The organism is Aquimarina acroporae, assembly GCF_023195925.1.
Taxonomy (GTDB): domain Bacteria; phylum Bacteroidota; class Bacteroidia; order Flavobacteriales; family Flavobacteriaceae; genus Aquimarina; species Aquimarina acroporae.
Genome location: NZ_JALPRE010000006.1, coordinates 169996 through 195604, shown reverse-complemented (window position 1 = coordinate 195604; position 25609 = coordinate 169996). Strand labels below are relative to the sequence as shown.

At 35.3% G+C, this 25609-nt stretch carries 16 protein-coding genes; 4 read left to right on the top strand and 12 right to left on the bottom strand.

The annotated features are described in order from the left end of the window. Positions 1 to 20: 20 nt before the first annotated feature. From M0D21_RS09260 to M0D21_RS09250, 3 genes are all read right to left on the bottom strand, one after another. Positions 21 to 863, bottom strand: coding sequence for a formylglycine-generating enzyme family protein (locus tag M0D21_RS09260; protein ID WP_248328698.1), 843 nt, complete (start codon positions 861 to 863; stop codon positions 21 to 23). Positions 864 to 949: 86 nt separating this feature from the next. Continuing rightward, positions 950 to 1675 (bottom strand): glycoside hydrolase family 11 protein, encoded by a 726-nt coding sequence (locus tag M0D21_RS09255; RefSeq protein WP_248328696.1) that lies wholly within the window; start codon positions 1673 to 1675, stop codon positions 950 to 952. A 341-nt stretch (positions 1676 to 2016) separates the two neighbouring features. Next, positions 2017 to 5043 carry a glycosyl hydrolase family 8 gene (locus M0D21_RS09250; protein ID WP_248328693.1) on the bottom strand — a complete coding sequence of 1009 codons (3027 nt, stop codon included), beginning with the start codon at positions 5041 to 5043 and terminating at the stop codon, positions 2017 to 2019. Between the two features lie 542 nt (positions 5044 to 5585). Between M0D21_RS09250 and M0D21_RS23055 the strand changes: the two genes are divergently transcribed. Together M0D21_RS23055 and M0D21_RS09240 are read left to right on the top strand one after the other, a co-directional pair. Then, the gene (locus M0D21_RS23055; protein ID WP_248328691.1) at positions 5586 to 8420 is read left to right on the top strand and encodes a triple tyrosine motif-containing protein; all 2835 of its coding nucleotides are present in this window, start codon (positions 5586 to 5588) and stop codon (positions 8418 to 8420) included. Positions 8421 to 8605: 185 nt separating this feature from the next. Continuing rightward, positions 8606 to 12610: a glycosyl hydrolase gene (locus tag M0D21_RS09240; RefSeq protein WP_248328689.1), complete on the top strand. Its 4005-nt coding sequence runs from the start codon at positions 8606 to 8608 to the stop codon at positions 12608 to 12610. A gap of 76 nt (positions 12611 to 12686) precedes the next feature. Here M0D21_RS09240 and M0D21_RS09235 read toward each other — a convergent pair whose 3' ends face one another. Further along, positions 12687 to 14102 carry a hypothetical protein gene (locus tag M0D21_RS09235; protein WP_248328687.1) on the bottom strand — a complete coding sequence of 472 codons (1416 nt, stop codon included), beginning with the start codon at positions 14100 to 14102 and terminating at the stop codon, positions 12687 to 12689. A 213-nt stretch (positions 14103 to 14315) separates the two neighbouring features. On the opposite strand from M0D21_RS09235, the gene M0D21_RS09230 reads away from it, so the two are divergent. Continuing rightward, the gene (locus M0D21_RS09230; protein WP_248328685.1) at positions 14316 to 15344 is read left to right on the top strand and encodes a hypothetical protein; all 1029 of its coding nucleotides are present in this window, start codon (positions 14316 to 14318) and stop codon (positions 15342 to 15344) included. 142 nt (positions 15345 to 15486) lie between these two features. Further along, entirely contained in the window at positions 15487 to 16521 is a 1035-nt protein-coding gene (locus tag M0D21_RS09225) for a LacI family DNA-binding transcriptional regulator (RefSeq protein ID WP_248328683.1), read from the top strand. Here M0D21_RS09225 and M0D21_RS09220 read toward each other — a convergent pair. From M0D21_RS09220 to fsa, 8 genes are read right to left on the bottom strand one after another with little or no spacing between them, the layout of a single operon-like run. Next, a complete protein-coding gene (locus M0D21_RS09220; RefSeq protein WP_248328681.1) occupies positions 16515 to 17564 on the bottom strand; it encodes an aldose epimerase family protein in 1050 nt (349 codons plus the stop codon). The genes M0D21_RS09225 and M0D21_RS09220 overlap by 7 nt on opposite strands. 12 nt (positions 17565 to 17576) lie before the next feature. Next, positions 17577 to 18731, bottom strand: a complete 1155-nt coding sequence (locus tag M0D21_RS09215) for a glycoside hydrolase family 26 protein (protein ID WP_248328679.1) — start codon at positions 18729 to 18731, stop codon at positions 17577 to 17579. Between the two features lie 11 nt (positions 18732 to 18742). Next, the gene (locus tag M0D21_RS09210; protein ID WP_248328677.1) at positions 18743 to 20338 is read right to left on the bottom strand and encodes a glycoside hydrolase family 43 protein; all 1596 of its coding nucleotides are present in this window, start codon (positions 20336 to 20338) and stop codon (positions 18743 to 18745) included. An 8-nt stretch (positions 20339 to 20346) separates the two neighbouring features. Continuing rightward, complete coding sequence (locus M0D21_RS09205; RefSeq protein ID WP_248328676.1) at positions 20347 to 21885, bottom strand: sugar porter family MFS transporter; 1539 nt, start codon at positions 21883 to 21885, stop codon at positions 20347 to 20349. A gap of 20 nt (positions 21886 to 21905) precedes the next feature. Next, on the bottom strand, positions 21906 to 22889 hold the full coding sequence (locus M0D21_RS09200; RefSeq protein ID WP_248328674.1) for a Gfo/Idh/MocA family protein: 984 nt from the start codon (positions 22887 to 22889) through the stop codon (positions 21906 to 21908). Between the two features lie 11 nt (positions 22890 to 22900). After that, positions 22901 to 24211 carry a glycoside hydrolase family 2 TIM barrel-domain containing protein gene (locus M0D21_RS09195; RefSeq protein WP_248328672.1) on the bottom strand — a complete coding sequence of 437 codons (1311 nt, stop codon included), beginning with the start codon at positions 24209 to 24211 and terminating at the stop codon, positions 22901 to 22903. A gap of 18 nt (positions 24212 to 24229) precedes the next feature. Continuing rightward, positions 24230 to 24928, bottom strand: a complete 699-nt coding sequence (locus M0D21_RS09190; protein ID WP_248328670.1) for a phytanoyl-CoA dioxygenase family protein — start codon at positions 24926 to 24928, stop codon at positions 24230 to 24232. Positions 24929 to 24944: 16 nt separating this feature from the next. Beyond that, on the bottom strand, positions 24945 to 25601 hold the full coding sequence (gene fsa / locus M0D21_RS09185) for a fructose-6-phosphate aldolase (protein ID WP_248328668.1): 657 nt from the start codon (positions 25599 to 25601) through the stop codon (positions 24945 to 24947). Positions 25602 to 25609 lie beyond the last annotated feature (8 nt).

Sequence of the window (25609 nt, the reverse complement as noted above, 5' to 3'; positions counted from 1 at the left end):
TAGATATAGTAAGTTTTACTTTAATCTTTATTTCGACAAATGCGAAACCCCTGATCTGGCCCTACACCATTTGCCTCAAAATAATCTCTATCGCTTACTTTCATGTAATTTTCAACTCCGATCCAACCTCCTCCTCTTTGTGAACGAAATTGACCAGAAGGAACCTCATAACTCTCAAACCAATCTTCGCACCATTCTCTCACATTACCGGTCATATCATATAAACCAATTTCGTTTGGTTTTTTGGTTCCAACGGGCCTGGTTCTACCATTATTATTTTCAAGAATTTTGTAATTCCAGTTCTCAGTCAGAATAGTGTCTCCGCAATTACGCCAATACCACGCCACATACTCAATAGTATTACTTCCGCTGTACAAATTACTTTTGCTCAATTGCCCACCTCCGGCAGCATATTCCCACTCAGCTTCGGTAGGAAGACGATAACCATTGGCTTTAGGTATTATTCTTACTGCCAACTTAAGACTATCGAATTGAGATGTGTTAAATACATCAACAGAATCTGTATAGATCTCGTAGTAGGGTTCTAATCCGTCTAATAAGCTCTTTTTAATACAAAACTCAATACAATCATACCAACTTACCATCTCTACTGGAAGATCTTTTCCTTTGAATCTAGATAAATTCGTAGGCATAACTTTTTCCCATTCTTCTTGAGTAACCTCTGTTTTAGCCATATAAAAGTCATTTATAAATGCGTTTTTTCCGAATAAATTAGAATTTTCATTTATAAAAACTCCTCCTTTAACCATAACAAAACCTTCCAATTGCGAAGTATCACTATTCTTAAAACATGAACTAAAGATGAGTAGATTTATAAGTACAAGGGCTCTTTTTATATTCATTTAAAATTGCATTTGTAGTATTCAAAAGGAAAAGATCGTTAAAGTATAACGATCTTCTTCTTTTCGATTTTTGTCATTGATTCTTTCTACCAAACAGTAGCATTAATTTTCCCCCAACCTCTACTAAAAGACTCTATTCCAAAAACTTGATAATCAAAGTTTCTTAAATTACCCCATTGTGGTCTAAGTCCTCCATGTTGATTCCAATGGTTAATATGAGCTTGCATACTTACCTGTTGGTTTCTTCCTACCGGAGCATCACCTCTGTTCTTACTGATGTATTGATAAAATGTTTTAGTACCTAGTATAGATGGTGCATTTTCACGCACTTGTCTTCTAAATTGATAGTTTTTACCATTGGCACTAAAATTTTTATTTAGATTTTGGCTGGGAATATTACCTCTTTCAACTACATAATATTCTACAAGAGGAGTTCTTGTCCATCCATAAACCCCTACAAAATCATATGACCCCTGTAGAAGCCCTATATTATAATTCACGGTTCTTCCACTACCGGTTCTCCAACCTTTACCTCCTACTATATCTTTATTATTATTGTATTCTATTTGAAAATTCCCTGCGTATTGATTAGCATACGGAAAGGTGAGTCTCCCCCAACCCCCTTCTTTATAGATGGTCCAAAAATACCCTCTATTATTTCCATCGGTACGATCATCACTTATATACCCATTGGCATCAATTGATTTTTGTACTACTTGTTCATCCCGAAGCAAATTGTCATTATCCAAATCATCAGAACAACTGATGCCTAACAACATGACAATTACTGAAATACTTACTACTTTTCTCATAATTAGGTGATTTAAATTAGAATAATTCAAAAATTCAGCATCGGTAATTAATATTTATGCAATGCAGATAAAAAATTACCAATACCGTTATGTTTGTGTTAAAAAATTAGTTTAACATCAAAATTAGGGTTCAAAAACTAAATACTTGATAACCAAAGAGTTTTAAAGGCAGAAATCACGAAAAACATTTCGTAAATACACAAAAAAATAAGTTTCTGGTTATCAATACCGTACATCTCATTTTAAATTATCTTGGCATATAATCAAAAATAAACTGCCACCACTTTTAGATGATGGCAGTTTATGCGAAAAACAATCATTATCTGTATAACAAATAGTGATTATTGCACTATGAGTTTACTTAACATAGTTTCATTAGAAGTTACAACCTCAACGATATACATTCCTTTTGCTATACCCGTAAGAAGAATAGTATTATTATCAAATTTGGTGATTTTTTTAATCGTTCTTCCACTAAGATCATATAATCTCAATCTTTCAAGTTTAGATATACTCGGAAGTATTATATTAACCTCACCAGTACTAGGATTCGGAAACATTTTAAAAGTACCTTTTGTGTGTTTCAAAGAGCTATTTACTCTTGCATTAAACGTACCGCTATATTCTATGTATCCATTACAATGTAACATTTCGCTGTTAGTCCCGCCGCAGGAACTATTTTGCCATACTCCTGTATTATTTGATTGGTTTTCCGACTGAAAGCGTGTTCCATTTTTATCGAGATAATCTATTTCGACATCGCGTCCTCCAGCGTCATTTATGAATTCGATTCTGGCATTACCATTCGCAGAACTCGAAGCCGTGTAGGTTTGAAAGGCATTGGTTAAAGCAAATGTTTGCACCAAAGTTCCATTTACTGTTAGTTGAACCTGTTCTAAACCTGATGTTCCTCTAGCACGAAATGCATAATTATCATTCCCAGAAGGTGGATTTGTTGTATTCTCTGAAAAACGTATCCAATTCACATTAAAACTACCACCAGAGAAATTTAATCTAAGTACTTTATTCGCACCACCTGATACATCCACATTATTTATACTTAACGTGGTCCAACTTTGCCAACCTCCAGTATTACCAATAGATACCGAACCCAGGTTTTGATTATCTAATAATACGTTTACTCCTTTGGTATTGCCATTATTTGCTGCAACTCTTATTTCGATATCATAATTTCCCGAGTTCACATTGCCTATAGTATATTCTAACCATTCTCCATTAGCAATCCATCCCACATTGGTTCCTCCACCATTATCAGTTGTATTTTGGATGTCTACTCCTTGATCTGTTCTTCCCTGGCCTCCATTATTGTTGGTGTTTGTGTCATTGTATGCGATGCCTTGTCCGCCATTATCATAATTCTCTACTTGAATGGTTCCTGGGATTTGGTGAGTAACATACGCAGTCTGTTCTGTAGGGTTTGGCACAACACTCCCTTCTTGTACTGTAACTATCCCTAAATCTATAGGGCAACTATTATCACCCCAACGTACCCAAACATCATAACTTCCAGGTGACAAACTTGAGAAAGTTGCAGAACCAGAATCATCTGCTACGTTGAGAGGGAAGGTACTTCCTCCATCATTACTAAATTCTATAGCACTCCTTCCAGAAACATCAGAGAAAGTAAATACAATGCTTCCATCGTTTTCACCTTGCAGAGTTTCATTATTTACAGTAACCGTAGCACTAGGAAAAGGAGTTCCATTACAATTATCGGGCGGAGTAACACCTCCTTGCGATAATGCTTTAAACTGACCTGCCAAATGCATGAAGCTCATCATGTATAATAAGCCATCGTAATACCTATATTGTCCCGATGGAATAGGAGTATCGAATAATTCATCTACAAATGGCCATACCTTCGCATCTGCCAAAGCCAGAGCCCCAACCGCATTACATGCTACCAAACCTGGTGAATGATCACTGTTTCGGCTACTTGTTCCATCTAGAGTCCATAAAGACGAATATCCTGGTTTGTCTTTAAAGAAGTCTATCTGCTTATTAATTAAAGGCTGAATACTATTTGTGTTTTTTTGAAACCAAGCAAAATCAAATCCCATATTCATAATATTCCTCCATGCATCAAACTCAAAATTACCATGATTTCCTTGATTCACAGGTCTTCCGTCAAACTCAGAATAATCAGGCATTAATCCAGTGATGGGGTGCGCCGCTCGTGGCAATAAATAGGTTCTACTGGTTGTGGCCATATCACGCCAAAGCTGATTATTGTTTGCTGCTTCTCTTGCCCATATTTCATAAAAAGCAGGTAAATGATACGACGGATCAGTAAAGGAAGCCGAATTACCACATATTCCAAATACTATTTGTTTTTCATTTTTATCAACCAAACCTGTTGGACAAGCCCCAGTACTAGGCTCTGGTTTATTAATCATATTATCCAGTATATAATCTGCTTCAGCCCGATAATTTATTTCACCGTTACTGCCCCAAATTGCATCAGCAAAAAACAATGCGGTAACAAAGTACTCTTCCCCATCAGGAGCAGAATTCTGATCTATCATAGAAAAATTCGTCCTGTTCAATTGCCAAGAAAATAAACCTTGTCGATCAGTACCTATTGGGTGTTGACTGTATTGCTTTGCAAAACGCCATAATTTATCAAATTGTGTTTTTTTTCCGAGCTGTACACAGATCATCATTCCATATGACATTCCTTCAGATCTGATATCATTATTTCCAGTATCTAAAATATAAGCCATATTACTCCCCACTTCATAATACAACCTTTCATTATTTATATCTCCATTCACAAAATATTGATTCCAAATAGCATCTACCTTTTGCTGTACCTCAGATACAGATTTCCCTGATTCTACAAACATATTTCTATAAATTCCCGATTCAAAAGACGGAACAGAAGGAATAACAGGAGCTTGCCTAGGTGGTGCTGGCGCACCTAAATAGGTAAAGGTTATTTGATCTATAAAAGTATCGTTAGATCCATTATCGGTTTGTAACTCCAATTTTACCATAACTGGATTGGTGTCGTTTATGGTAATTTCTTTTGAACTTATTGAACCTGAACTTCCGGAAAAACCAAATGTTCCAACATTAGAACTACCAACCTCAAGGTTAATTTTAGCTTCACTGGTATCACTAGATGCCCCTCTAATATCAACTGCATATCTCCCGGGTATTGTAGGTAAATTAACCGTTCCTGTTACTAGATCAGAATTGCCATAAAATGCAACTCCATTAAAAGGTGAATTGATTGGCCCGGCATACGGACCACTAATGTTCAGATTTTCCGCTTGCAATGTTACTTGCCCTAAAACTAGTACTGTATGTAGTAATAGTATTTTTAAAAAGATGATGGTTTTCATGAGTAAAATTTGTGTTAAATCCCATGTAAATTATCAAATTTTTAAATCCAGTTCATCTAACACATATAATATTCAAAAACACTGTTAAATTTTAAACAATTTAATAATCATAAACAAAACAAATAACCCCTAAAAAGACACCATAAATAACTGACTCATAATAAATTAACTTAATTCTCAAATTTAAGCTTTCTACGAAATGTTTTTCGTAAAAAGCTACTCGCAATTTTGGTTAATTCGGATAAAAAGTACTCAAACGTTTTCGTTTTAAGTATTTCATCTGTTTACACCGCTATTTTTAATAATTCTTCATGTATTTTTCGATGTAAGATGTAATAAATCAAAATTACCGAAGTTCTACATTTCTTTTCACTTTGTTAATAATTTATTAATTTGAGATATTCATAATTAAGGAAATGAAACCCCACTGTAGTCTAATGGAAGGACCACCATCTAAAATATTATCTTTTTGTATACTAACAATTTGTTTCTTAAATGTATTCCACATTCCGAATATTTTTTCTCAAGGGAAATGGAAAAAAGTGACAGAAGTAACCAACTATACTAACGAAGATATTGGCAAGGCTGCTACCAAAACCTATGATATTGTTCAAGACGATAAAGAACGATTATATTTTGCCAATGAGTATGGTTTAATAGAATACACAGGTAATTCATGGAAGGTTTTATTACAACCAAAAAATAGATCTTCTATTAATGCTTTATTATCTTTTGAAGATCGAATCTATATCGGAGGAAACAATGAAATAGGTTATGCAGCAAAAAATACATTTGATCAAACGTACTACACTAAAATAGATCATGCAACTTCTAGTAATTGCAAGGAGTTTTTTCTAGTTTGGGAAATAATCGAAGTGCAAAATACGGTTTATTTTTTCACTAATAATCAGATTATAAGTTACAAAAGCGCTGAAAATAAAACGCAATGTATTAGAAACCAAAATGACATACGATTTGCTACCAAAATTAATGGAATTATATATTTTGTAGATCAAACTAATACCATATTTACACTAGATGAAAACGGCATTAAAACTTTATTCAAACCAGAAATACCGGAAAACGGTGGAATCAAATTGATATTACCTCATAGCAAAGATTCATTTTTAATTTTCACTACTGATAACAGAATCTATAAGATTAAAGACGATCAATTATTTTCCTGGGGTACCTTTCAAAACTCAGAAATGTTCGATTCAGATATTTCAACGGCTGTTCTTCTCAACAATGGTGGGTATTGCATAGGGACTACAAATAAAGGAATATTATTTGTGGACAAAGAAGGGAACTTGCTTCAACAATTAGATCGCAACAATGAATTACTTAGTAATACCATATTAGATCTTTATGTCGATAAATCGAATAATTTATGGGTTGCACTAGACGGGAGTATAAGTTATATCGAACTAAAAGCTCCTTTTTACACAATATCAGAAAATGAAGGCGTTTTTGGCTCCACCTATGCTATAAAAATGTTGGATGATATTTTGTATATAGGAACTTCAGATGGAGTATATTATAGTAAATGGCCTCTCGATGATTACAATAAGAAATTTAATCGGTTACCTGGTATAGAAGGTCAAATATGGGATCTTTCAGTAATAGATAAAAAGTTATTTATAGGAGGGCATAACGGATCATTCCTGGTAGAAAATGATGAAATTATTCCTTTAAGTCAAATTAATGGAGGATGGAACTTCGTTCAATTTCCTGAAAACGATAAACTTATTCTCCAAGGAACTTATACCGGCTTGGTAGTCTATGAAAAAATTAATGAAGCCTGGGTATATCGAAATAAAATAGAAGGTTTTGAGGAAACCGCACGAGAGGTTTTAATTCGAGATAATGAAGTTTGGATTTCACATGGGTACAAAGGTGTATATCGATTAAAATTAAGTACCGACTACAAAAATGTTATCGAACAAAGGCTTTATGATCAAAAAAACGGATTTCCAGGAAACTTGTTTATCAGTTTATTAGATGTTGATGAGAATGAACTACATTTTGGGACACAATTAGGTGCGTATAGTTATAGTAAAGCATTGGATTCAATGATCATTAACAGAAGATTTACCAACACTTTAACCAATCACAATCTAATAAGAAAAGTAACAAATCTCTCAGATAACAAAACGTTATTTATACAAGGTTACGACCGGGATGACGATATCGGAATCATTCATTATGCTCCTAACGGAGATGAAACCATACAAAGAATTCCATTCCAAAGATTAAAAACCAAGCTTATTCCTGCATTCGAAGAAGTCTTGATTTTCGATAACAATGATATAGGTTTCACCTCAAAAAAAGGAGTAATTATATATACAAATAACACAAACACACCACGTAACACGCCTTTCAACACATTGTTGAAGAATGTAAAAATTAAAGATTCTATTATCTACGGAAATGTAAAAGATTATGTCATTAATATTAGAAAAGATTCTACAATTGATCCCATTCCTTTTAATTTAAACAAGTTAAGTTTTCAGTATTCTACACCATTTTTTGAGCAGCCTGAGTCTATTACATACAAAACCTATCTAGAAGGCTTAGACGAAGACTGGTCAGACTGGAGCAAAGAATCTCAAAAAGAATATAATTTTTTACCAGCAGGCTCCTATACTTTTAGAGTAAAAGCCAAAAATATTTACGATAACATTGGCAATGAAGCTATTTTTAAATTTGAAATAAAGCCACCATGGTACAAGTCTTTACCAATGTATGCCGTTTATCTTATATTACTTATACTCATTATATATCTCTTTATTAAAGTTAAGAATAGGCAACGCAGAAAAAGTCTTGAAAACTTAAAGACTGCTCATAGAAAGGAGATCGAACTTCAACAAATAAAGTTTGAAGAAAAAAGACTGAAGGCTAAAAATGAAAAAATAAAGAAAGACAATAAGTTTTTAAAAGAGAATCTTGAGGCTAGAAATAAAGAACTTGCTTCTTCAGCCATGCAAATGGTGCAGGTAGATAATCAACTTTTACAATTGAAAAAAGCTCTTGATGAGATCTATCAGGAATCTGATGGAGTACTCAGAAAAAAAATAAGACAATCGGTTAAATTGCTCGAAAACCAAATAAAAGGGGATAACAACTGGAAGCACTTTGAAACTCATTTCAACCAAATTCATGATAATTCATTAGAACGTCTTAGAGAACAATATCCAGATCTTAACCACAGAGAAATAAGGCTTTGCGCCTATCTTAAACTTAATCTTTCAAGCAAAGAAATTGCTCCTCTTATGGGAATTTCATATAGAGGAATTGAATCCTTACGCTTTAGAGTGCGTAAAAAAATGAACTTAGATACCACAGTTAATCTTACCGATTATATCATTAGATTTTAGGTGAGTACACCATTATTAAAAGACCAATTTTACAATTAATAAGATTTGCGTAGTAAAACTGTAGTCTTTTAGTATCGCTACAGTAGTATGGTTTAACATTTTACAAAATACACATCATAATTTTGATATATCGCCAATGATACTACTAATTTTTTGCATTGGCTTTAATCAAAAACACAATTATCATGCTCACATTTAACACAAACCGAATACTACTATTGCTGCTAACTTGCATAGGGTATACATCACTATTTTCACAAAACACCATCCCAGGTAAATTTGCTCCTGTTGACGGAAAAACTATGTTAATTATTGGTCAGGATTTAGGCTCTGTTGCAGGTTACGTAAATTCAGGCCAATTTCCTACTCCTGCCGGAGTAACTATGTATACCGATTTGTACACCATGGCAGGCTTAAATGATATTACCAATTATGACGCTGGAGATATTGGTCTTCAAGAAGCTATGAATCGATATCCTAATTCTGGACTTTCTGTTGGCTTTTGGATGCGTGAAGAAGCAGATGGTCAAGGAGAAGATCATCCTAACGGGCTTACCGAATTGGTAAATGGATTACATAATGACGAATTGGACAAATTCGTAGACTTCGCCAATAGAAATAGTCCTCGTCCCATATACTTGAGAATAGGATATGAATTTGATGGTCCCTGGAATGGTTATGACCAAAACAGATATAAAACAGGTTACCGATATATTGTAGACTACCTTAATGGGAAAGGAGTTACCAATGTAGCATATGTATGGCAATCTGCTACTTGGGGAGATAACGCCCCAAATATTATTGACGGGTATTACCCTGGAGATGATTATGTAGATTATGTAGGGCTATCTTTTTTCTTTTATTCACAAGATTTCAATGCTGAAAACTTGGAATATGCATTACAATTTGCCAGAAATAAAAACAAACCTATGATGGTAGCTGAAGCCTCAGCACAATACTATGAATTTGATCAAGGAACCTATCATTTTAATGGTGTTACAACACTAGGGAGTCAAGGGATATGGAATCAGTTTTTCAGAGACCAGTTGATCCCGTTTATTGATGATAATAGAGATGTGATTAGAGCCGTTGCTTGGATTAATGCCGATTGGCAATCACAACCTTTGTGGGCAAATTCGGGAGTGCATTGGGGAGATACGAGAATTGAAACGGATCAATTGATTACCACAAACTGGAATAACTATATTAATAATGGAAATTTCCTTCATGGAGGACCTAATTTATTAAACGATTTAGGTATTACCAATACTCCTCCCCCTCCTGCTACGTGTAATGATGGTGAACAAAATGGAGATGAAACAGGCATCGATTGTGGTGGAAGCTGCGCTCCTTGCGATACCGGAGGTGGAGAAACAACTACTAAAATTGAAGCCGAAGCTGCAAGTCTTTCTGGGCAAGCACAGTTTTATACTGATGGATCTGCAAGTGGAGGTCAAGGTGTAGCCTATCTTGACCAACAAGGAAATGGCTTTACTATTAATAATGCACCCGCAGCCACCAAAGTTGAGCTGATCTATGCTTCTCAAAATTCTGGAAGTATTTCAATCATCGTGAATGGGCAGGATCAAGGAAACCTAAATTTTAACTCTAATGGAGCTTGGACCGGATCATATATTACAGCGTCTATCGATGTCAATATATCTGCTGGAGCCTCGTTTCAGGTAGTAAACCAAAATGGTGACCAGGCACTTAATGTTGACTATCTAAATTTTATAAATAATAGTGATCCTGGAGGAAATCATCCTTGTACTGGTGATGATATTCCAACAGCATCTGTAAGCAGTACTAAAGAAAATACTCCAGGTGCTAATGACGGAAGCATAACCTTTACATTCTCAGACAATGCTGGAAGATCTAATATAGAATTTAGTATCGATGGAGGAAACACTTATCCCTATAATGTTCCAGATAATAGCGGATCTACAACTGTATCTAATTTGGAGCCGGGCAACTACTCAACTTATGTAAGATGGGGTAATAATGAATGTGCACGAAGCCTACAACAAATTAGCATAGAGGCTGCATCAGGTGGTTCCGACTGTACAGATTGTATAAATTTTAACCAAACTGGAACTTCTTCATTTAGTAATCAAGATGGAGCGGCAAATATTAATATTCAAGATAACGGACTTACAGCATTTTTAAGCGACAATACCTGGAGAAGAACCAATACTACCTATAACGTAACAGCAAATACTGTCTTAGAATTCGAATTTCAGAGTGCATCTCAAGGAGAAATTCACGGTATAGGCTTTGACAGTGATGAGAATTTATCTGCTACTCAAATCTTTCAATTATATGGAACCCAAAACTGGGGGAACAGAGATTTTGACTATACACAATCAGGATATCAGTCATTTAGCATACGTGTAGCAGATTATTATACTGGAAACAATATGTATTTGGTTTTGATCAATGACAAAGACCAAAATCCGACAGGTAACACTAGTTATTTCAGAAATGTTAGAATCTATGAAGATGGAACTGGAAATCAACCTTGTGGACCAGGAGATGTACCATCAGCTACTGTATCGTCAACAAACGAAACTCAACAGGGAGCTAACGATGGTAGTATCACCTTTAATTTTAATGATAACACAGGTAGAGGTAATATCGAATTCAGTATAGATGGAGGAAATACGTATCCATACAATGTGCCTGACAACACTGGTTCTACCACAATTTCTAACTTATCCCCAGGCACTTATAATCTTTTTGTAAGATGGGGTAATGATGAGTGTGCGCAGAGTCTTAACTCCGTTACCATTGCCGCAGGAAATTCTAACCCACCTGGTGGTACAACAGGGAGCTACTTGGAGCCAAGTACTGGTGAAAAAATGATTTTTATTGGTCAAGATTTATTATCTGTATCAGATTATATTAGTGACTGTTCAAATTGCCCTACTCCGACTGGAATAGCTACTTATGTAAACCTAGCGAATGTTTTATTGTCTGGAAACAATGGTGCTCTTGGTTGGGCGCAAAACGAGCAACCTCTCGGAATTGATATAGATTGGGGAGGTGGACCCTTAAATGCTCATAGCGCAGCTATAGGTTTTCCTAACTCTGCAGTACAGATAGGATTATATCTAGTTGGTGAAACCGATAATATAGCTGGTGGTGGTAGAGATACCGAAATCAGACATATGGCAAGTTTCTTTAACGCTTTGAGCGATACTGCTTTCTACCTGAGAGTAGGGTATGAATTTGACGGACAGTGGAACGGCTATAGCGGTCCAAGTTACATCAATGCATATAGAAGAATAGTAGATATTCTAAGACAAGAAGGAGTATCAAATGTTGCATATGTATGGCAATCTTGTACTTCTCCAATAGATGATATCCTAGACGGAGGTAGAGAGAATCTTTTGAATTATTACCCAGGAGATGATTATGTAGATTGGTTCGGAATGTCATGGTTCTTGAGACCTAATGAAACAGCTACTGTTAATAATAATACTCCTTCAACCCAATTATTTCTGGCTAATGAGCTAGTGAGTCTTGCGAGAGAAAGAGGAAAAGCTGTAATGATTGCTGAAGCTGCCAACCAAGGATATGACAATGAGCAATTGACCAATTCTAATATAAGTAGTGTTTGGGACGGGCAAGAAGCTCAAGGAACTGTTAGTAAATCTGGTACTCAAATATGGAATGAATGGTTTGTCCCATATTTCGATTTCATTAACTCTAACGATGATGTCATTAAAGCCATTACTTATATTAATGCGGATTGGGATTCTCAAGGTCTCTGGGATGCACCATATGAGCAAGGTTATTGGGGAGATACAAGAGTTCAAGTGAATAGTACTCTTGAAAATAATTGGGTAAATCAAATCACTCAATCAGGCTGGATACATGGAAGTAGCAATCTAAATTCTATTATCGGTTTAAGCTCTAAACAATCTCCTGATGTAAATGATTTATCATCTAATAAGATTCTTGCATATCCTAACCCAAGTACTGGTATACTCTACGTAAGAAATCAAGGTATAGTTAAATTACAAGTATCAGATACAAACGGAAGAGTGGTTAAAGATCTTGATATTGAAAGTAACAAAAACCTTCCTGAAATCACATTAAGATTAAATGACTTACAAAAAGGCATGTATATTATTAGCACTTGGAATAAAAACCATCATAAAAGCTATCAGAAGATAATCATTGAATAAATGAATAATTTGTAGAGTAATTAAAAAAAGAGTCCGGAAACATCTGGGCTCTTTTGTTTTTAATATAGCCTTACATTTATATTTTGGATTTAAGATAGGGTGCTAGTTTTTCATACATAGGAATAAATACCTTCTCTTTGATATTTTCTGCATCTTGGGGGTAATATACTTTATGCACAGCATAGCGCTCTTTACCTAAGAGTTGATGCATGTGTAACATTTTAAAATCGACTACTTCCATTATGTTACTCCCCAAATTATCACAACCAAAAACACCTGGTGTATTGGGTACAGAAAGTAAAATATTTCTCAACTGTTCATCCTCCTGTGCCAAATCATGTAACACCATAAGAAAAATTTGCTCATACAAATCACCGGCACCAAGACTCCAATCGGTCTTAGGAGTCTCTTCCTTGGCCAATGTACCTAAGGAAAAAGATTCTTCAGGATCTATTTCTAGCATATCGAAAATATCATGTAGTTTTCCATCTTTTCCACCAAGTCTAGAAACCAGAGTAGTTATTCTTTCTTTGTCAGACCTACTTAAAATACCATTTATCATATACTCATAGCCTAATAACAAAAGTGTTTCCCTTATTTGTTTATAAACAATCGTATTTCCTTTTTTCATTCTTATAAAAACCCCTCTTGCTGTTGCCGTACCCATGGCCATATTCGAGACCAACAATTCTGCTCCAAAAGCATGATTCGCAATTCGTCGTATTCCTCCCGAAGTTAGTTTTTGGTCTGACCATTCCAAAAAATCAAATCGATCAGAAAATGTTTTCCCTTCCTTTATCTCATTCATTCTTTCAGCATGTCTGAACGATAACGCCTCTCCATTGGGGCCTGCAGCTTCATTATCGCCAAATACACCTGGCCAATCCATATTAGTTCCCCAAACAGGCCTAGGATTATCACCATGACAACGAATACAGGATTCTGGCTTAACATGTAGTTTGGGAGTACTCCCAGTAAAATCAAATTGAGAAAAGTCCCAAGTACCATCATTTTCACTAAGTATTGCAAAATCTAACAAGTCATGCTTTGGGTCATCTGGTTTCGTGCTTATATTCATTAAAAAGGTACCATCAGAACCAAATAATACTATTCTGGGGTACTTCAAATTAGATTCCCCCTCTCCTTTGGTATGTTCTACCAATGAAAAATTATTTCTGTGATGTTTTGGCATTGCATTTAGTAATCCTGTGATGGTGGTAATATTATTTTTCTTCATAAAAATCATCATCCCGCGAGCAGTCATTTCTGGTTCCTTATTTCCTGTATCAAGTTTCAAACTATCCAATTCAACAATAACATCATTCACCGCCATTGGGCACAAAATTTTTCCTTGCAGATTTCCTCCACTACTGATATAACTTTCGCGAGAAATAGTCACGTACTCCTCCTTTTTATCCTTTGCTAAAAAATCACAATTACTAAAAAAGCTGAATATTAAGACCAAACTTAAGGCATTATATAGAGATTTCATTTTATGTAGTTTTTTTGCAAAAAAAACGAATTATATACAAATAAATGACCTCCTAATTGCATTTAGCCTAAAATGCGTGGTAAAAGTGTAGGAACAAAGAACTACTGAAGTAACCGGATTATCTATATTCGCTACGATTTTATTGAAATTAGCGAAAACGATTGAGGTCGTTTAAATGACACAAACTAAAAGCAAAATTTAAAACTAATTAACATGAAACGTTTATCGATTTTATCCATCTTATTAATATTGTTTTTCGGTCTGTTTGCAGCTTGCGAAACCGAAGAATTTGTACAAGATGGTTCTGTATCTAAAATAATAACTCCTGATGGGAAGGCAAGTTGTCCAAATTCTCATCCTTACGAAGCATGTGGAGCATGTTGGACAGATGCTAACCAAGCACAATCTGGAGGGTGTAATGATTCAAGTGGAGGAACAGATACTGGTGATAATAATTCTGGCGGAAATAATCAAAGTAACGACTGTCCTTCGTCTCACCCTTATTCTGCCTGTGGTCAATGTTGGACTGATGCTAATCAGGCACAAGCTGGAGGATGTGCTGATACCGGAGGGAATAATGGAGACGGAAACAACGGTGATGGAAACAATGATGGCGGTACCCCATGTGGAAGTTTCAACTACAACCCTAATAACACAGCGTGTGTAACCTCTGTTGCCAATGGAAGTGGTTGTATTAATAGCGATGGCCTGTTTGTAAGTTCAAGAGGGGTAGTGAGTAATCCTTGCAATACTAAGGAAGCAGTATTAGATATCGAAAGAAACCTCGGAATCGAAATTGATGATAATTTTATAGCACAGAGTGGTTATCAAGGTGCTGTACCTTCTATCAATCCTACTATGACCAAAAGCGATTTCTTAATTTATATGAAAGAACTACTTAAAGGGATTAACATTAATGGTAAGACTGGTGATGAATTTGCTGTAGAATTCACAAACCTACTAGATACCAATAATGATGGTATTTTAACAAGAAATGAAGCTAGTCAGGCAAAAGGTTCAGACCCAAGACAAGTTTTAAACCTAGAACCTATCTTCACCATCAATGGAGGGCTTGCAACGGATGATGTTTTGGCATATGTAGGATTATATCTTGGTGATGGTGCCTTAGACAAATATGCTGGTGATCTTCCGCAAGTTGTACAGGACAATATGGCGAGCTTCACCAGAACTTGGCAGCCCGGTGTAAATGCGGCTTCTAGAAGATACAATACAGGTAAATAAATTGCCGATTTAATATTTAAAGAATACTAAATTTAACAATAGGTAAAGGGTTTGGTTTTAACACCAAACCCTTGTGTATTTTTCAACTTTTTGTTAAGATTTTTCAATTCTTTCTTATAAATTGAACCTTAGATTTTATACAATGCCACGAAAGAAAAGAATAACATTAAAAGATATTGCGACCGAGTTTAATGTTTCTATCGCTACCGTCTCTAAAGCACTAAACGACAGTCATGAGATTAGCACCAAAACGAAGTCTAAAATTCAGCAATATGCAGAGGAGCATCATTACAAACCCAATAGTATTGCCCTTAATCTACAGAACAAAAAAACCAAAACAATAGGTGTAATCATTCCCAATATTCTTAATCACTTTTTTACCAAAGTATTTGTGGGAATCGAAAAAATAGCTACCGAGAAAGGATATAACCTTATTACCTGTATTTCTAATGAATCCCACGAAAAGGAAGTAAGTGCTATGGAGCTGCTCAAAAATTCTGCTCTTGATGGTTTTATACTATCTATTGCAGAAGAAACTCAGATTAAACAAGAGTTTAGTCATTTTCAAAATACCATAAATCAAGGTATTCCTATCGTGATGTTTGACAGAGTCACCGAAGAAATCGAATGCGATAAAGTTATAGTTAACGATAAAGAGGGTGCTTACAACGCTACTAATCATTTTATTGAAACGGGTTGTAAACAAATTGCCATTGTTTCAACCATTCATAATTTAAGCGTTGGTAAGCTTAGATTAGAAGGATACAAAAAGGCTCTACAAGAGGCTAACATTCCTATTGATGAAGCTCTTATTTTAAAAGTTGATGAATTTAATGATATAGATACTTCCCTCAAGATTTTACTCGGGTCGAAAAAAGTCGATGCTATGCTTTGTCTTGAAGAAGACTCCGCAGTTAATACCCTACGATTGTTGTCTTCAAAAGGGTATAAAGTACCAGAAGACATTTCTATTATTGGTTTTACAAATGGTGTATTACCAAGACATGTAACACCAGCCATAACCACAATTAGCCAGCACGGAATCTATCTTGGTGAGACCGCCACAAAAATGCTAATTGACAAACTAGAAAATGAAGAAAGTGAGACTTCATATACCACCAAAGTCATCAAAACCAATTTAATCGAAAGAGAAACTACCAAACCTCTTCCTTATTGATCATCAGCAGTCTTGAACTTTAAAGACGTATAATTTTCATAGTGCTCATTTGCTTTCAAAACACTTGATGGGAAATTTAAATGATTAGGTGCATCGGGGTAATTTTGAGTTTCAAAACATATGGCAGGAAATTTACCATAGGTGGTATCGTTTTTGAACTTCCAATCTTCAAATTTTTTAGGAGTAAATATCACCACTGATGGTTGATTTGTTTGCACTGCCATACTAATCCCAGTTTTTGGTGAAAAAATCACAGCATTATTGCCATTAATTCTATCTTCAAAAACCAAAGTATCATCAATAATCCCAGTTTCTGAGAGCTTTTTCAATTCTTTTGGTTTTCTATAATCGAACCTAGTGTTTTCAACATTTTTCAAACTACCCGTAGGGATCTGTTTTTCATCAACTTCTAAATAGTTTGAACAATTTAATTGTAATACATGATCCAAAACAGAACCTTCTCCATTTAGATTATAATAGGCGTGATTGGTCAAATTAATTACCGTATCCTGATCTGAAACCGCCCTATAGGTTATTCTAAGCTCATCGTCATCCGTTAATTGATAGATTACTTTCACCCATAAATTTCCAGGGTAGCCTTCTTCAAGGTGTTCACTAAAATAAGAGAAGGTCACAGCTTGATTATCTTCATCTATATATTCGATATCCCAAACTCTTTCATCAAATCCATGCTTACCGCCATGCAAATGTACCCTTTGTTCATTATAAATAGGGTAATGCACATTATTTACAGTAATACCATCTCCTGAAATTCGACCAGAATATCTTCCTATAGAGGCTCCTAGAAATCTGGAGACCTTATCTACTGATTTTTCTACGTAGTCATTCAAATCATCAAAACCTACAACAACATTAGTAAAACCCCCACTTTTATTTTTAACCTCCATACTCATAATGGATGCAGCGAAATTAGTTAGTGAGAGCTTTGACCCCTTATTGTTACTTACAGAAATAGCAAACAATTCTTTATTTGCGTGAAATCCTAATGATTTCTGTTTTATACTTTGTGATTTGGTTTTCAAGAGTATTAGATTTTAGTTTTTCGAGTTCCAGAGATTATCATAAAGATCGGGAGAAGATTTGATATATTTTGGTTTTGAAGTCTCTTTTCTCCAACGCTTACTTATCGTATCACTTAGGTGTAGTCTAGCATCAACTCTTTTAAAAGTTGGGTTATCAAACCACATTCTATGAGAATCCCAGTGACAATTTATGTAATGTACCGCTTTTATCACATCGGGATTATCATCAATAGTTTTAAAGAAAGGCACAAACCATTCGTTCCAGGCTTCTTCCGCTTGAGCAGGATTATCAAGTTGTATTTCTTTTGTATTTCCGGTGTTTTTATCAAAATCTGGATGTGTAATGGTTGGAGAAGCTTCAGCTATAAAGACTGGTTTTCCCTTTTTTCGCGCAAAATCTATCATTTTTTGTTCTGCCCATCTATTAAAGAAAGAAAAACCTAGCCAATCTACATATTCATCTCCCGGATACCATGACTCTAAATCTCCTTCATTGGGCGACATAAACCCTGTAGATTGCCACACATATGCTGTATTTTTTACCCCTCTTTCTCTGAGTATGTTTACCATTCGGATATATGCTTTTTTAGTACTCTCTTTATCATAATGATTCCAAGGTTCTCCATCGAACTCATAAGCAATACGTAAAAACACTGGTCTTTTACCAAGTGATAATAAAAAATCTGCCAATTTGTGAATGTATTGATCATGAGTGCCATCGGCTACTTTTTCTTCGTGATTTACAAATTGAAGACCTATGGCAAGAGCCATATTATCATAATCTTTATCTGCCAACTGTAGACTTGCATTGTAGTCATTATCTCCCCAGTCATGGGTATCGTAGATTCCATCTAAACCTTCTTGTATTCTACCAAAAGAGTTCTCCCCTGGATTAATATTGGTATAGGTTGTCCATCCTGCAGGTTTCTCAAAATGATCCAAATACCCATCATTATATTTTTCAAGCCCCCCAACCGCTTCTAATTCCTGTCCAACAAATAATAATACCTCCCCTTTTTTAGGTTCAAATTTTGCCAGTGCCCTTGTCGGGGTCTCTGTCGATTCCTGTACCTCTACTTCTACTGATTTATCTTTTTCAGAATCAATTTTTTTACAGCTCCATATCAGTGTTGAAGCCAGTATTAAAGCCCATATTTTTTTATCCATCTTTTTTGTTTTTAGTGTATTTCTTTATACTCGAACCAATCGAAATCTGCATGCTTTTTGTTTTGTGATAAATCCTGACAACACATACCTACAAACATTCCGGTAAATGCTGGTCTGTATCTTTCATCCCGCTCTCTTACGTAGTCATCAGATAATATACTTGCGTCCAGAGTTTGCCCTATTGATTTGAATGTCTTTCCTTGATCAATACTGTAATAGAACTGAAGTTTACTATGATCTAAAACTCCTTTCAAAACAGGGTGTACATCTTGCGGTATTTCTATTTCCCGTTCCTGTTCATACATTTCAAAGTGATCTGAAGATATAACCCGAAGTAACCTCTTTGTACCTTCATAGTCTGAGGTTACATGAAGGTAGTGGTAATGCCCTGTATTATAATAAAACACAAGGCCTGCCATTTCCAAAATCGTCTCAGGTTGAAACTCTAATGAGGTACTGGCTTCAATTTTAAAGTGTTGTACTCGTCTCGCCACCAAAGCCTGAGTATGAGTAGAAGTAAGGCTTTCTTTTCCTTTTAACCTTAAAAACCCAGCTCTTTCAGTCAAGGAGCACCACGTATTTGTTCTTGGAATTCGTAAGGATTGAAAATCTGAACTCAATATATCATCATCAAATTCATATCGTTTATTGTTATTATTTGGCTGGATATCTTCCGTTAGTAATCCTGGAATTTCCAATCTAGGTAATTTAGATTCATTTTTTAAATACGGCCAATCATTCTTCCAAAAGATTTCTTCTATAGCTGTTTCTCTACCAAGTATACATCTACCCCTTTCTTTAATTGGCCTACCCACTAAAAACACGGCAAACCAACGACCATCTTCAGTTTCAACAAAGTCCCCATGCCCAGATTTTTGAAGCTTATAAGGCACATTATGAGCACTAGTAATAACTGCAGTATTGGGATGAGTTTCATAAGGACCATGTAATGATCTTGAACGTGCAATAGATAGAGCATGCCCATATTCTGTACCTCCCTCGGCTAGTATTAAATAATAATAATCTCCTCTTCTAAATATATGTGGTCCTTCTGTACAACCTAAATAAGTTCCTTTATGAAGGTACTTCACTTCTCCAATCAATTCTTGTTTAACCGGATCGTATTCTTGTATTTCGATACCTCCAAAAAGCTTATTACTTCGATGATCGAGTAACATATTTAAATAGTACTTTTTACCGTCAAGATCATGAAACATAGAACCATCAAACCCTCTTGAAGACAAATAAACTGGATTTGACCATTCACCCTTTATATCATTTGTACTCACTAAGTAATTAGGAGTGTCTTTCCACACTCCATCAAAAGATTTAACATTAGAATACACCAAATAAAAAACTCCGTCATGATATGATAAGCATGGTGCCCATACCCCGCAGGAATCGGGAACTCCTTTCATATCTAACTGCGACAATCTATTTAGAGGTTGAGCAATCACTTTCCAATTCTTAAGATCTTTGGAATGGTGTATTTGCACTCCCGGAAACCACTCAAACGTAGAAGTAGCAATATAATAATCGTCCCCTACTCTTATTATAGAAGGATCGGGGTTAAAACCTCTCAATATCGGATTTTGAATCAAATTCATATAATTTTCTAAGCTTTTACCAATTCTTTTTCTAGTTCTTCCAACGATTTACCTTTGGTCTCTGGCAAAATTTTAAGAAGCACAAAAAATCCTACCAAAGCTATAACTCCAAAAATCAGAAAACTCATCGCATTACCTAAGTTTGAAAGTTCCCAAGGAAATACCTGCTGCACCAACCAACTTGCAAAGGAGTTAACAAACCCTATAAAACCAATGGCTAAACCTCTATAATTATTGGGATACATTTCTGAAAGCATAACCCACATTACTGGTCCCAATGAAAAAGCAAAACATGCTATAAAACCTAAAATTCCTATGAGTACTAAACTGGCATTCATATCTATTGCTGCTTCCAAAATCGCACCTTCCTTTTTCGCATATTCCTGATTCCCCAGCGCTAATTTCATTTCGTTTTTGAAATCCACGTCAGAATCAAAAGTAACTCCAACGATATGGCTTAATTTAGTTTGATCTACTTCTTCAAAAGCGCTAATATCTTTTGAAGTAAGCTGATAAGTTGCATTATTAAACCCATAGGCACATAACAGAAGACTAACGGCTATTCCTCCTATTCCTATGATCATTAAAGGACGCCTACCCATTTTATCAATAAGAAACATTGCTACAATCGTAAAAACAACGGTGGTAAAACTTAATAAAACTCCAGAGGTAAAGGCTGCATCAGTACCGATTCCTGTTTGTTTAAATATGGAAGTTGCATAAAAATAAATAGCATTTATACCTGTTATTTGCTGTAATACACCTATTGCAAGTCCCACGATTAGGATAAACCTCAACCCAGGCATAAAAAGTTCGGTAATTGCTACTTTTTGTTTGTTTTTTTCCTGATTAATAGACTCTAGTATAGTTTTACTTTCAGACTCTGCTAACTGTTTTCCATATAATCCTTCTAGTACTTCTACAGCCTCTTTGGTTTTATTCTTAACAAAAAGCCATCTAGGGCTCTTAGGAACAAAAAAGAGTAGTAGAAAATATAATAATGCAGGGATAAGCTCGATTCCTAACATCCACCTCCATACGTTTTCATCAGTCAAAAAGCTCTCACCATTTGAATTCAAACTATTTAAATAATTATTACAAAGGAAGGCAGCAAAAAAACCCAGTACAATATTTAATTGCTGTATAGAGACTAGTTTCCCTCTGTTTTTGGCTATTGATATTTCGGCAATGTATGTTGGTGCTAAGATTAAAGCAGCCCCAAAAGCCAAACCACCAATCATTCTTGCCAAATAGAGCATTTGATAGGAAATTGCATATGCAGAAAGTAACGCAGATAACGCGTAAAAAAAAGCCACTAATATCAAGATTTTCTTTCTTCCCACTACATCACTAATCCTTCCTGAGACAAGCATTGCAAACATCGCTGCAAATGATGGTGAACTCACTACCCATCCCCATTGTGCATCGGTTAGTGCAAATTGAGGTCCTGCATAATCCATAACCCCAGAAATAATTCCCGCATCAAAACCGAATAAAAATCCACCTAGAGACACTACAAAAGCTATGAAAATTGATTTTCCTGACATATCTGTTATTCCTTGTTATTTTAATTTTCCTGGGATGCGAACTCTAACCCAGTCTGTTTCCTTACTTCGTCTACCATCTGAATTAAATTGAGACTATCTTCATGAGACCATAAATCACTTTCTAATTTCTTCTCATGAATACATCGATGACATTCTTCAATCTCATAGGTAAACCCTTTTCCCTTAGTTGGAAAATGATAATCAACTTCATGGTTATTTTTAATTACCGTATAGGATTGAGTTTCGTGCCAAATCGAATTAATCCTGATTCTCCCTTCTGTACCACTTACTGTAGCCTTCATATCTGATGGCGACACAAAACTACTATGCAGTACTGCCTGTGCATCTTGATATTGTAAAATTATGGATGTTTGCTTATCTGCTCCAGTGGCATAAAAATTTGATGCTGCCAAAATTTCTTTAGGCTTTCCCAAAACCAAATAGCTTAAAAACAAAGGATACACTCCCATATCCATTAAAGATCCTCCTCCTAATAAAGGATCAATCATTCGTCCGGTAGCTACACCAATATTAAATGCAAAATCGGCGTTAATATATTTTATATCTCCTATTTCGTTTTGATCTACTTTAGAATACACTTCTCTGATAGATGGGTTAAATCTCGTCCAGAAAGCTTCCATAAAGAACTTACCATTAGTTTTGGAAGCTTCTACCATTTTTACAGTTTCAGAAAAATTGAGAGCTACTGGTTTTTCACACAATACATGTTTACCAGCGTTTAACGATTGAATGGTTAACTCTGCATGGGAATTATGTGGGGTAGCAATGTATATAATATCTACCTCTCCATCGTTGATAACCTGATCATAAGTATTATAGGCTCTCTGCGCTCCATACTTTTGTGCAAAATCAACTGCTTTATCCATACTTCTAGAACCTACTGCTACCAATTCTGCATCTGGTACTAAAGCCATATCTTTTGCGAACTGGTTAGCAATATTTCCCAGCCCTAATATTCCCCACCGAACTTTATGTAATCCCATTCTCTTCTGAATTAATTTTTTACTAAAAAAGGAATATTTCCTCCTCCGACTTTGCCTTTACCATCATATATGTATACAAAAATTCTATATTCTCCTTCTTTAGGAGCAGTAAATGTGAAGGTTCCATTTTCCTCTTCAATCACTGTTACCGATACAATTGGCGGTTCTATTTCCTTTTCTCCTCCTTTACTACGAACAACAACTTCTTTTGAAATTTCCCAACGATATTTTAATTCATCATCATTAGGATCATGAGCATATACTTTTGCGGTGTATTCCTTATCGGGTTTCAGTTGTATACTTTGAATTGCATTTTTCCCATCTAAACTTAAAGAGTCTACTCTAGGAGCTCTATTTTCTGGGTATTTGCCTGTCCATAACTTTGTAAGGTTATCTATAGTTTCAGTTTGGCTTCCATCTTTATGAAACATTCCGTACCAAGTGGGTGTACGTTCTTGTTTTTGTCCCCATTCGAAGGCAAAACCTCCCAAACATTTTCCAGATTTATTGTTGAGAATACCTTTTTCTATTCTATGTAGAATACCATCTGCTTTAGGCCCGCTTACCTCTTCTATTTCCCTGTTCCACGAAGTTTTGGGCATTTCCCAAAAACCCTTTGGTCCAAATTCTGTAATTAAGTATGGTTTGTTAATTCCTGTATTTCTCATTTTCTCCTCTACCGTGGCCAGGTCACCATAAACTTGTACAGAAACAAAATCTAGTTGCGGACAACGTTCTATAGCCGTTTTTAAATGTGCATCAATCACTCCGGCAAATGTCGTTGTTACCGGGTGATTGGGGTCTTCTTTATGAATAAAGTCAACAATATCGGCTACCGCATCATAAACTTTAGGATTTACCATCTTTAAATTTCCTTGCTCATCAAATAATAAATTGAGTTCATTACCCACTACCCAACATAAGAGATTAGGGTGATTTTTGTACTTCTTTATAATCCCTTTTACGCGTTCCACCTGCTTTGCTACAGCTTTGTCATCAGAATAATCAAACCCCCATAATTCTTTTCCAATATTAAGCCCCATAGCAACCATAAATCCATACTTTTTGGCTGCTATTAATTCTTCATCTGCATGATAAGTTCCCCATGTTCGAAAAGCATTACCTCCGGCTTCTTTAAGAGCTTTAAAGTTATGACCGTCTGCGTAATTTATTCCTACTCCTCTAATTTCAAATTTTGTATTATCTATGTAGAAATTGTATTGCCCATTAACTTCTTTCACCTTTACTTTTGATACTTCCTGAGCATAACTATTCGATTCTTTACTAAAAAAGAATACACAAACTAAAAGAATCAAATTCATACAACTCCTCATAATACCTTATCTTTCTTCTAGTACCTCACTTGTTGAAAACTTGTATAACATATTTCTATACACACAGATATCTGTTATATCTTCTGGTGTATTCTTTGGAACGGCTCTAAAATTTGAGGATATTCTATCTTTCTTTACAGGTAAAACTTTATGCCAGCAATGTCCATGTAAAAAAATTACGGTTCCCTTTTTAGGTTTAAAAACCAGTTGCCCTTCTAGATCTTCTGAAGGAAGTCCTGCAGATAATCTTCCTTCGATGTGTGTTTTAGGAAAAATAGCAATTGCTCCTCCTGTTTCCTCAGTAATATCATGAGTATATACCAATCTATTCAGATTATATCTTTTTTTATCGTCTGGAATACAGTCCTGATGCCAAGCCTGCCCTTTACTTCCTGCCTTAGAGAACATCATCATACAATACAAATTCTGCCAACCTTCCTTTAAAATATGATCGGTTATTGTATTAAAGGTTTGATGTTTATCTATGCCATCAAAATAATTTTTCCCTTCTCGATAGGGAAACCAAGGTATTACCTCAACCGATGATTTTGAAATAAACTCTTTGGTATGTTCCCAATTGGGGTTTACACCGTAGTGTTCGAGTATTTTTTCATTATACTCATCCATCATAGTATTTTCAAAGAAATTTTCGAAAATGACAAAGCCATTTTCCCAAAAATCTTTTGCTATTTTTTCATAATCCATAGCCAACTATTGTTATTTATATTCCTAAAGATTGAGCATCTTCTAAAAACTTTTGTAAACCATTATCAGTAAGTGGATGTTTTAGCAATCCTTCTATAGAGGATAATGGTCCGGTCATAACATCTGCTCCTATCTTAGCGCAATTTACTACATGCATAGTGTGCCTAACAGAAGCAGCAAGTATCTCTGTCTTAAAATTAAAATTGTCATAAATCTGTCTAATCTCCTGAATAAGAGAAAGTCCATCTGTAGACACATCATCTAATCGCCCTATAAATGGCGATACATATGTTGCTCCTGCTTTGGCAGCGAGTAAAGCCTGCCCACTAGAAAAAACTAACGTACAATTTGTTTTTATTCCTTTATCTGTAAAATATTTGATAGCTTTTACACCATCTTTTATCATTGGTATTTTCACCACAATTTGAGGGTGTAACTTGGCCAATTCTTCACCTTCTTTAATCATATCTTCAAACTGGGTGCCTATCACCTCTGCAGATACGTCTCCTTCTACAATTTCACATATGTTTTGATAATGCTTTAGAATACTATCTCTTCCTGTGATTCCCTCCTTTGCCATTAATGATGGATTTGTAGTTACTCCATCTAAGACTCCTAAATGCTGAGCTTCCTGTATTTGTTTAAGATTGGCTGTGTCTATGAAAAATTTCATATTATATT

Coding starts and splice junctions, on each gene's coding strand:
- M0D21_RS09215 (WP_248328679.1), bottom strand. CDS start 18,731: ATGGATAAAAAAATATGGGCTTTAATACTGGCTTCAACACTGATATGG.
- M0D21_RS09260 (WP_248328698.1), bottom strand. CDS start 863: ATGAATATAAAAAGAGCCCTTGTACTTATAAATCTACTCATCTTTAGT.
- M0D21_RS09190 (WP_248328670.1), bottom strand. CDS start 24,928: ATGGATTATGAAAAAATAGCAAAAGATTTTTGGGAAAATGGCTTTGTC.
- fsa (WP_248328668.1), bottom strand. CDS start 25,601: ATGAAATTTTTCATAGACACAGCCAATCTTAAACAAATACAGGAAGCT.
- M0D21_RS09200 (WP_248328674.1), bottom strand. CDS start 22,889: ATGGGATTACATAAAGTTCGGTGGGGAATATTAGGGCTGGGAAATATT.
- M0D21_RS09210 (WP_248328677.1), bottom strand. CDS start 20,338: ATGAATTTGATTCAAAATCCGATATTGAGAGGTTTTAACCCCGATCCT.
- M0D21_RS09225 (WP_248328683.1), top strand. CDS start 15,487: ATGCCACGAAAGAAAAGAATAACATTAAAAGATATTGCGACCGAGTTT.
- M0D21_RS09195 (WP_248328672.1), bottom strand. CDS start 24,211: ATGAATTTGATTCTTTTAGTTTGTGTATTCTTTTTTAGTAAAGAATCG.
- M0D21_RS09230 (WP_248328685.1), top strand. CDS start 14,316: ATGAAACGTTTATCGATTTTATCCATCTTATTAATATTGTTTTTCGGT.
- M0D21_RS09235 (WP_248328687.1), bottom strand. CDS start 14,102: ATGAAATCTCTATATAATGCCTTAAGTTTGGTCTTAATATTCAGCTTT.
- M0D21_RS09250 (WP_248328693.1), bottom strand. CDS start 5,043: ATGAAAACCATCATCTTTTTAAAAATACTATTACTACATACAGTACTA.
- M0D21_RS09205 (WP_248328676.1), bottom strand. CDS start 21,885: ATGTCAGGAAAATCAATTTTCATAGCTTTTGTAGTGTCTCTAGGTGGA.
- M0D21_RS09255 (WP_248328696.1), bottom strand. CDS start 1,675: ATGAGAAAAGTAGTAAGTATTTCAGTAATTGTCATGTTGTTAGGCATC.
- M0D21_RS09240 (WP_248328689.1), top strand. CDS start 8,606: ATGCTCACATTTAACACAAACCGAATACTACTATTGCTGCTAACTTGC.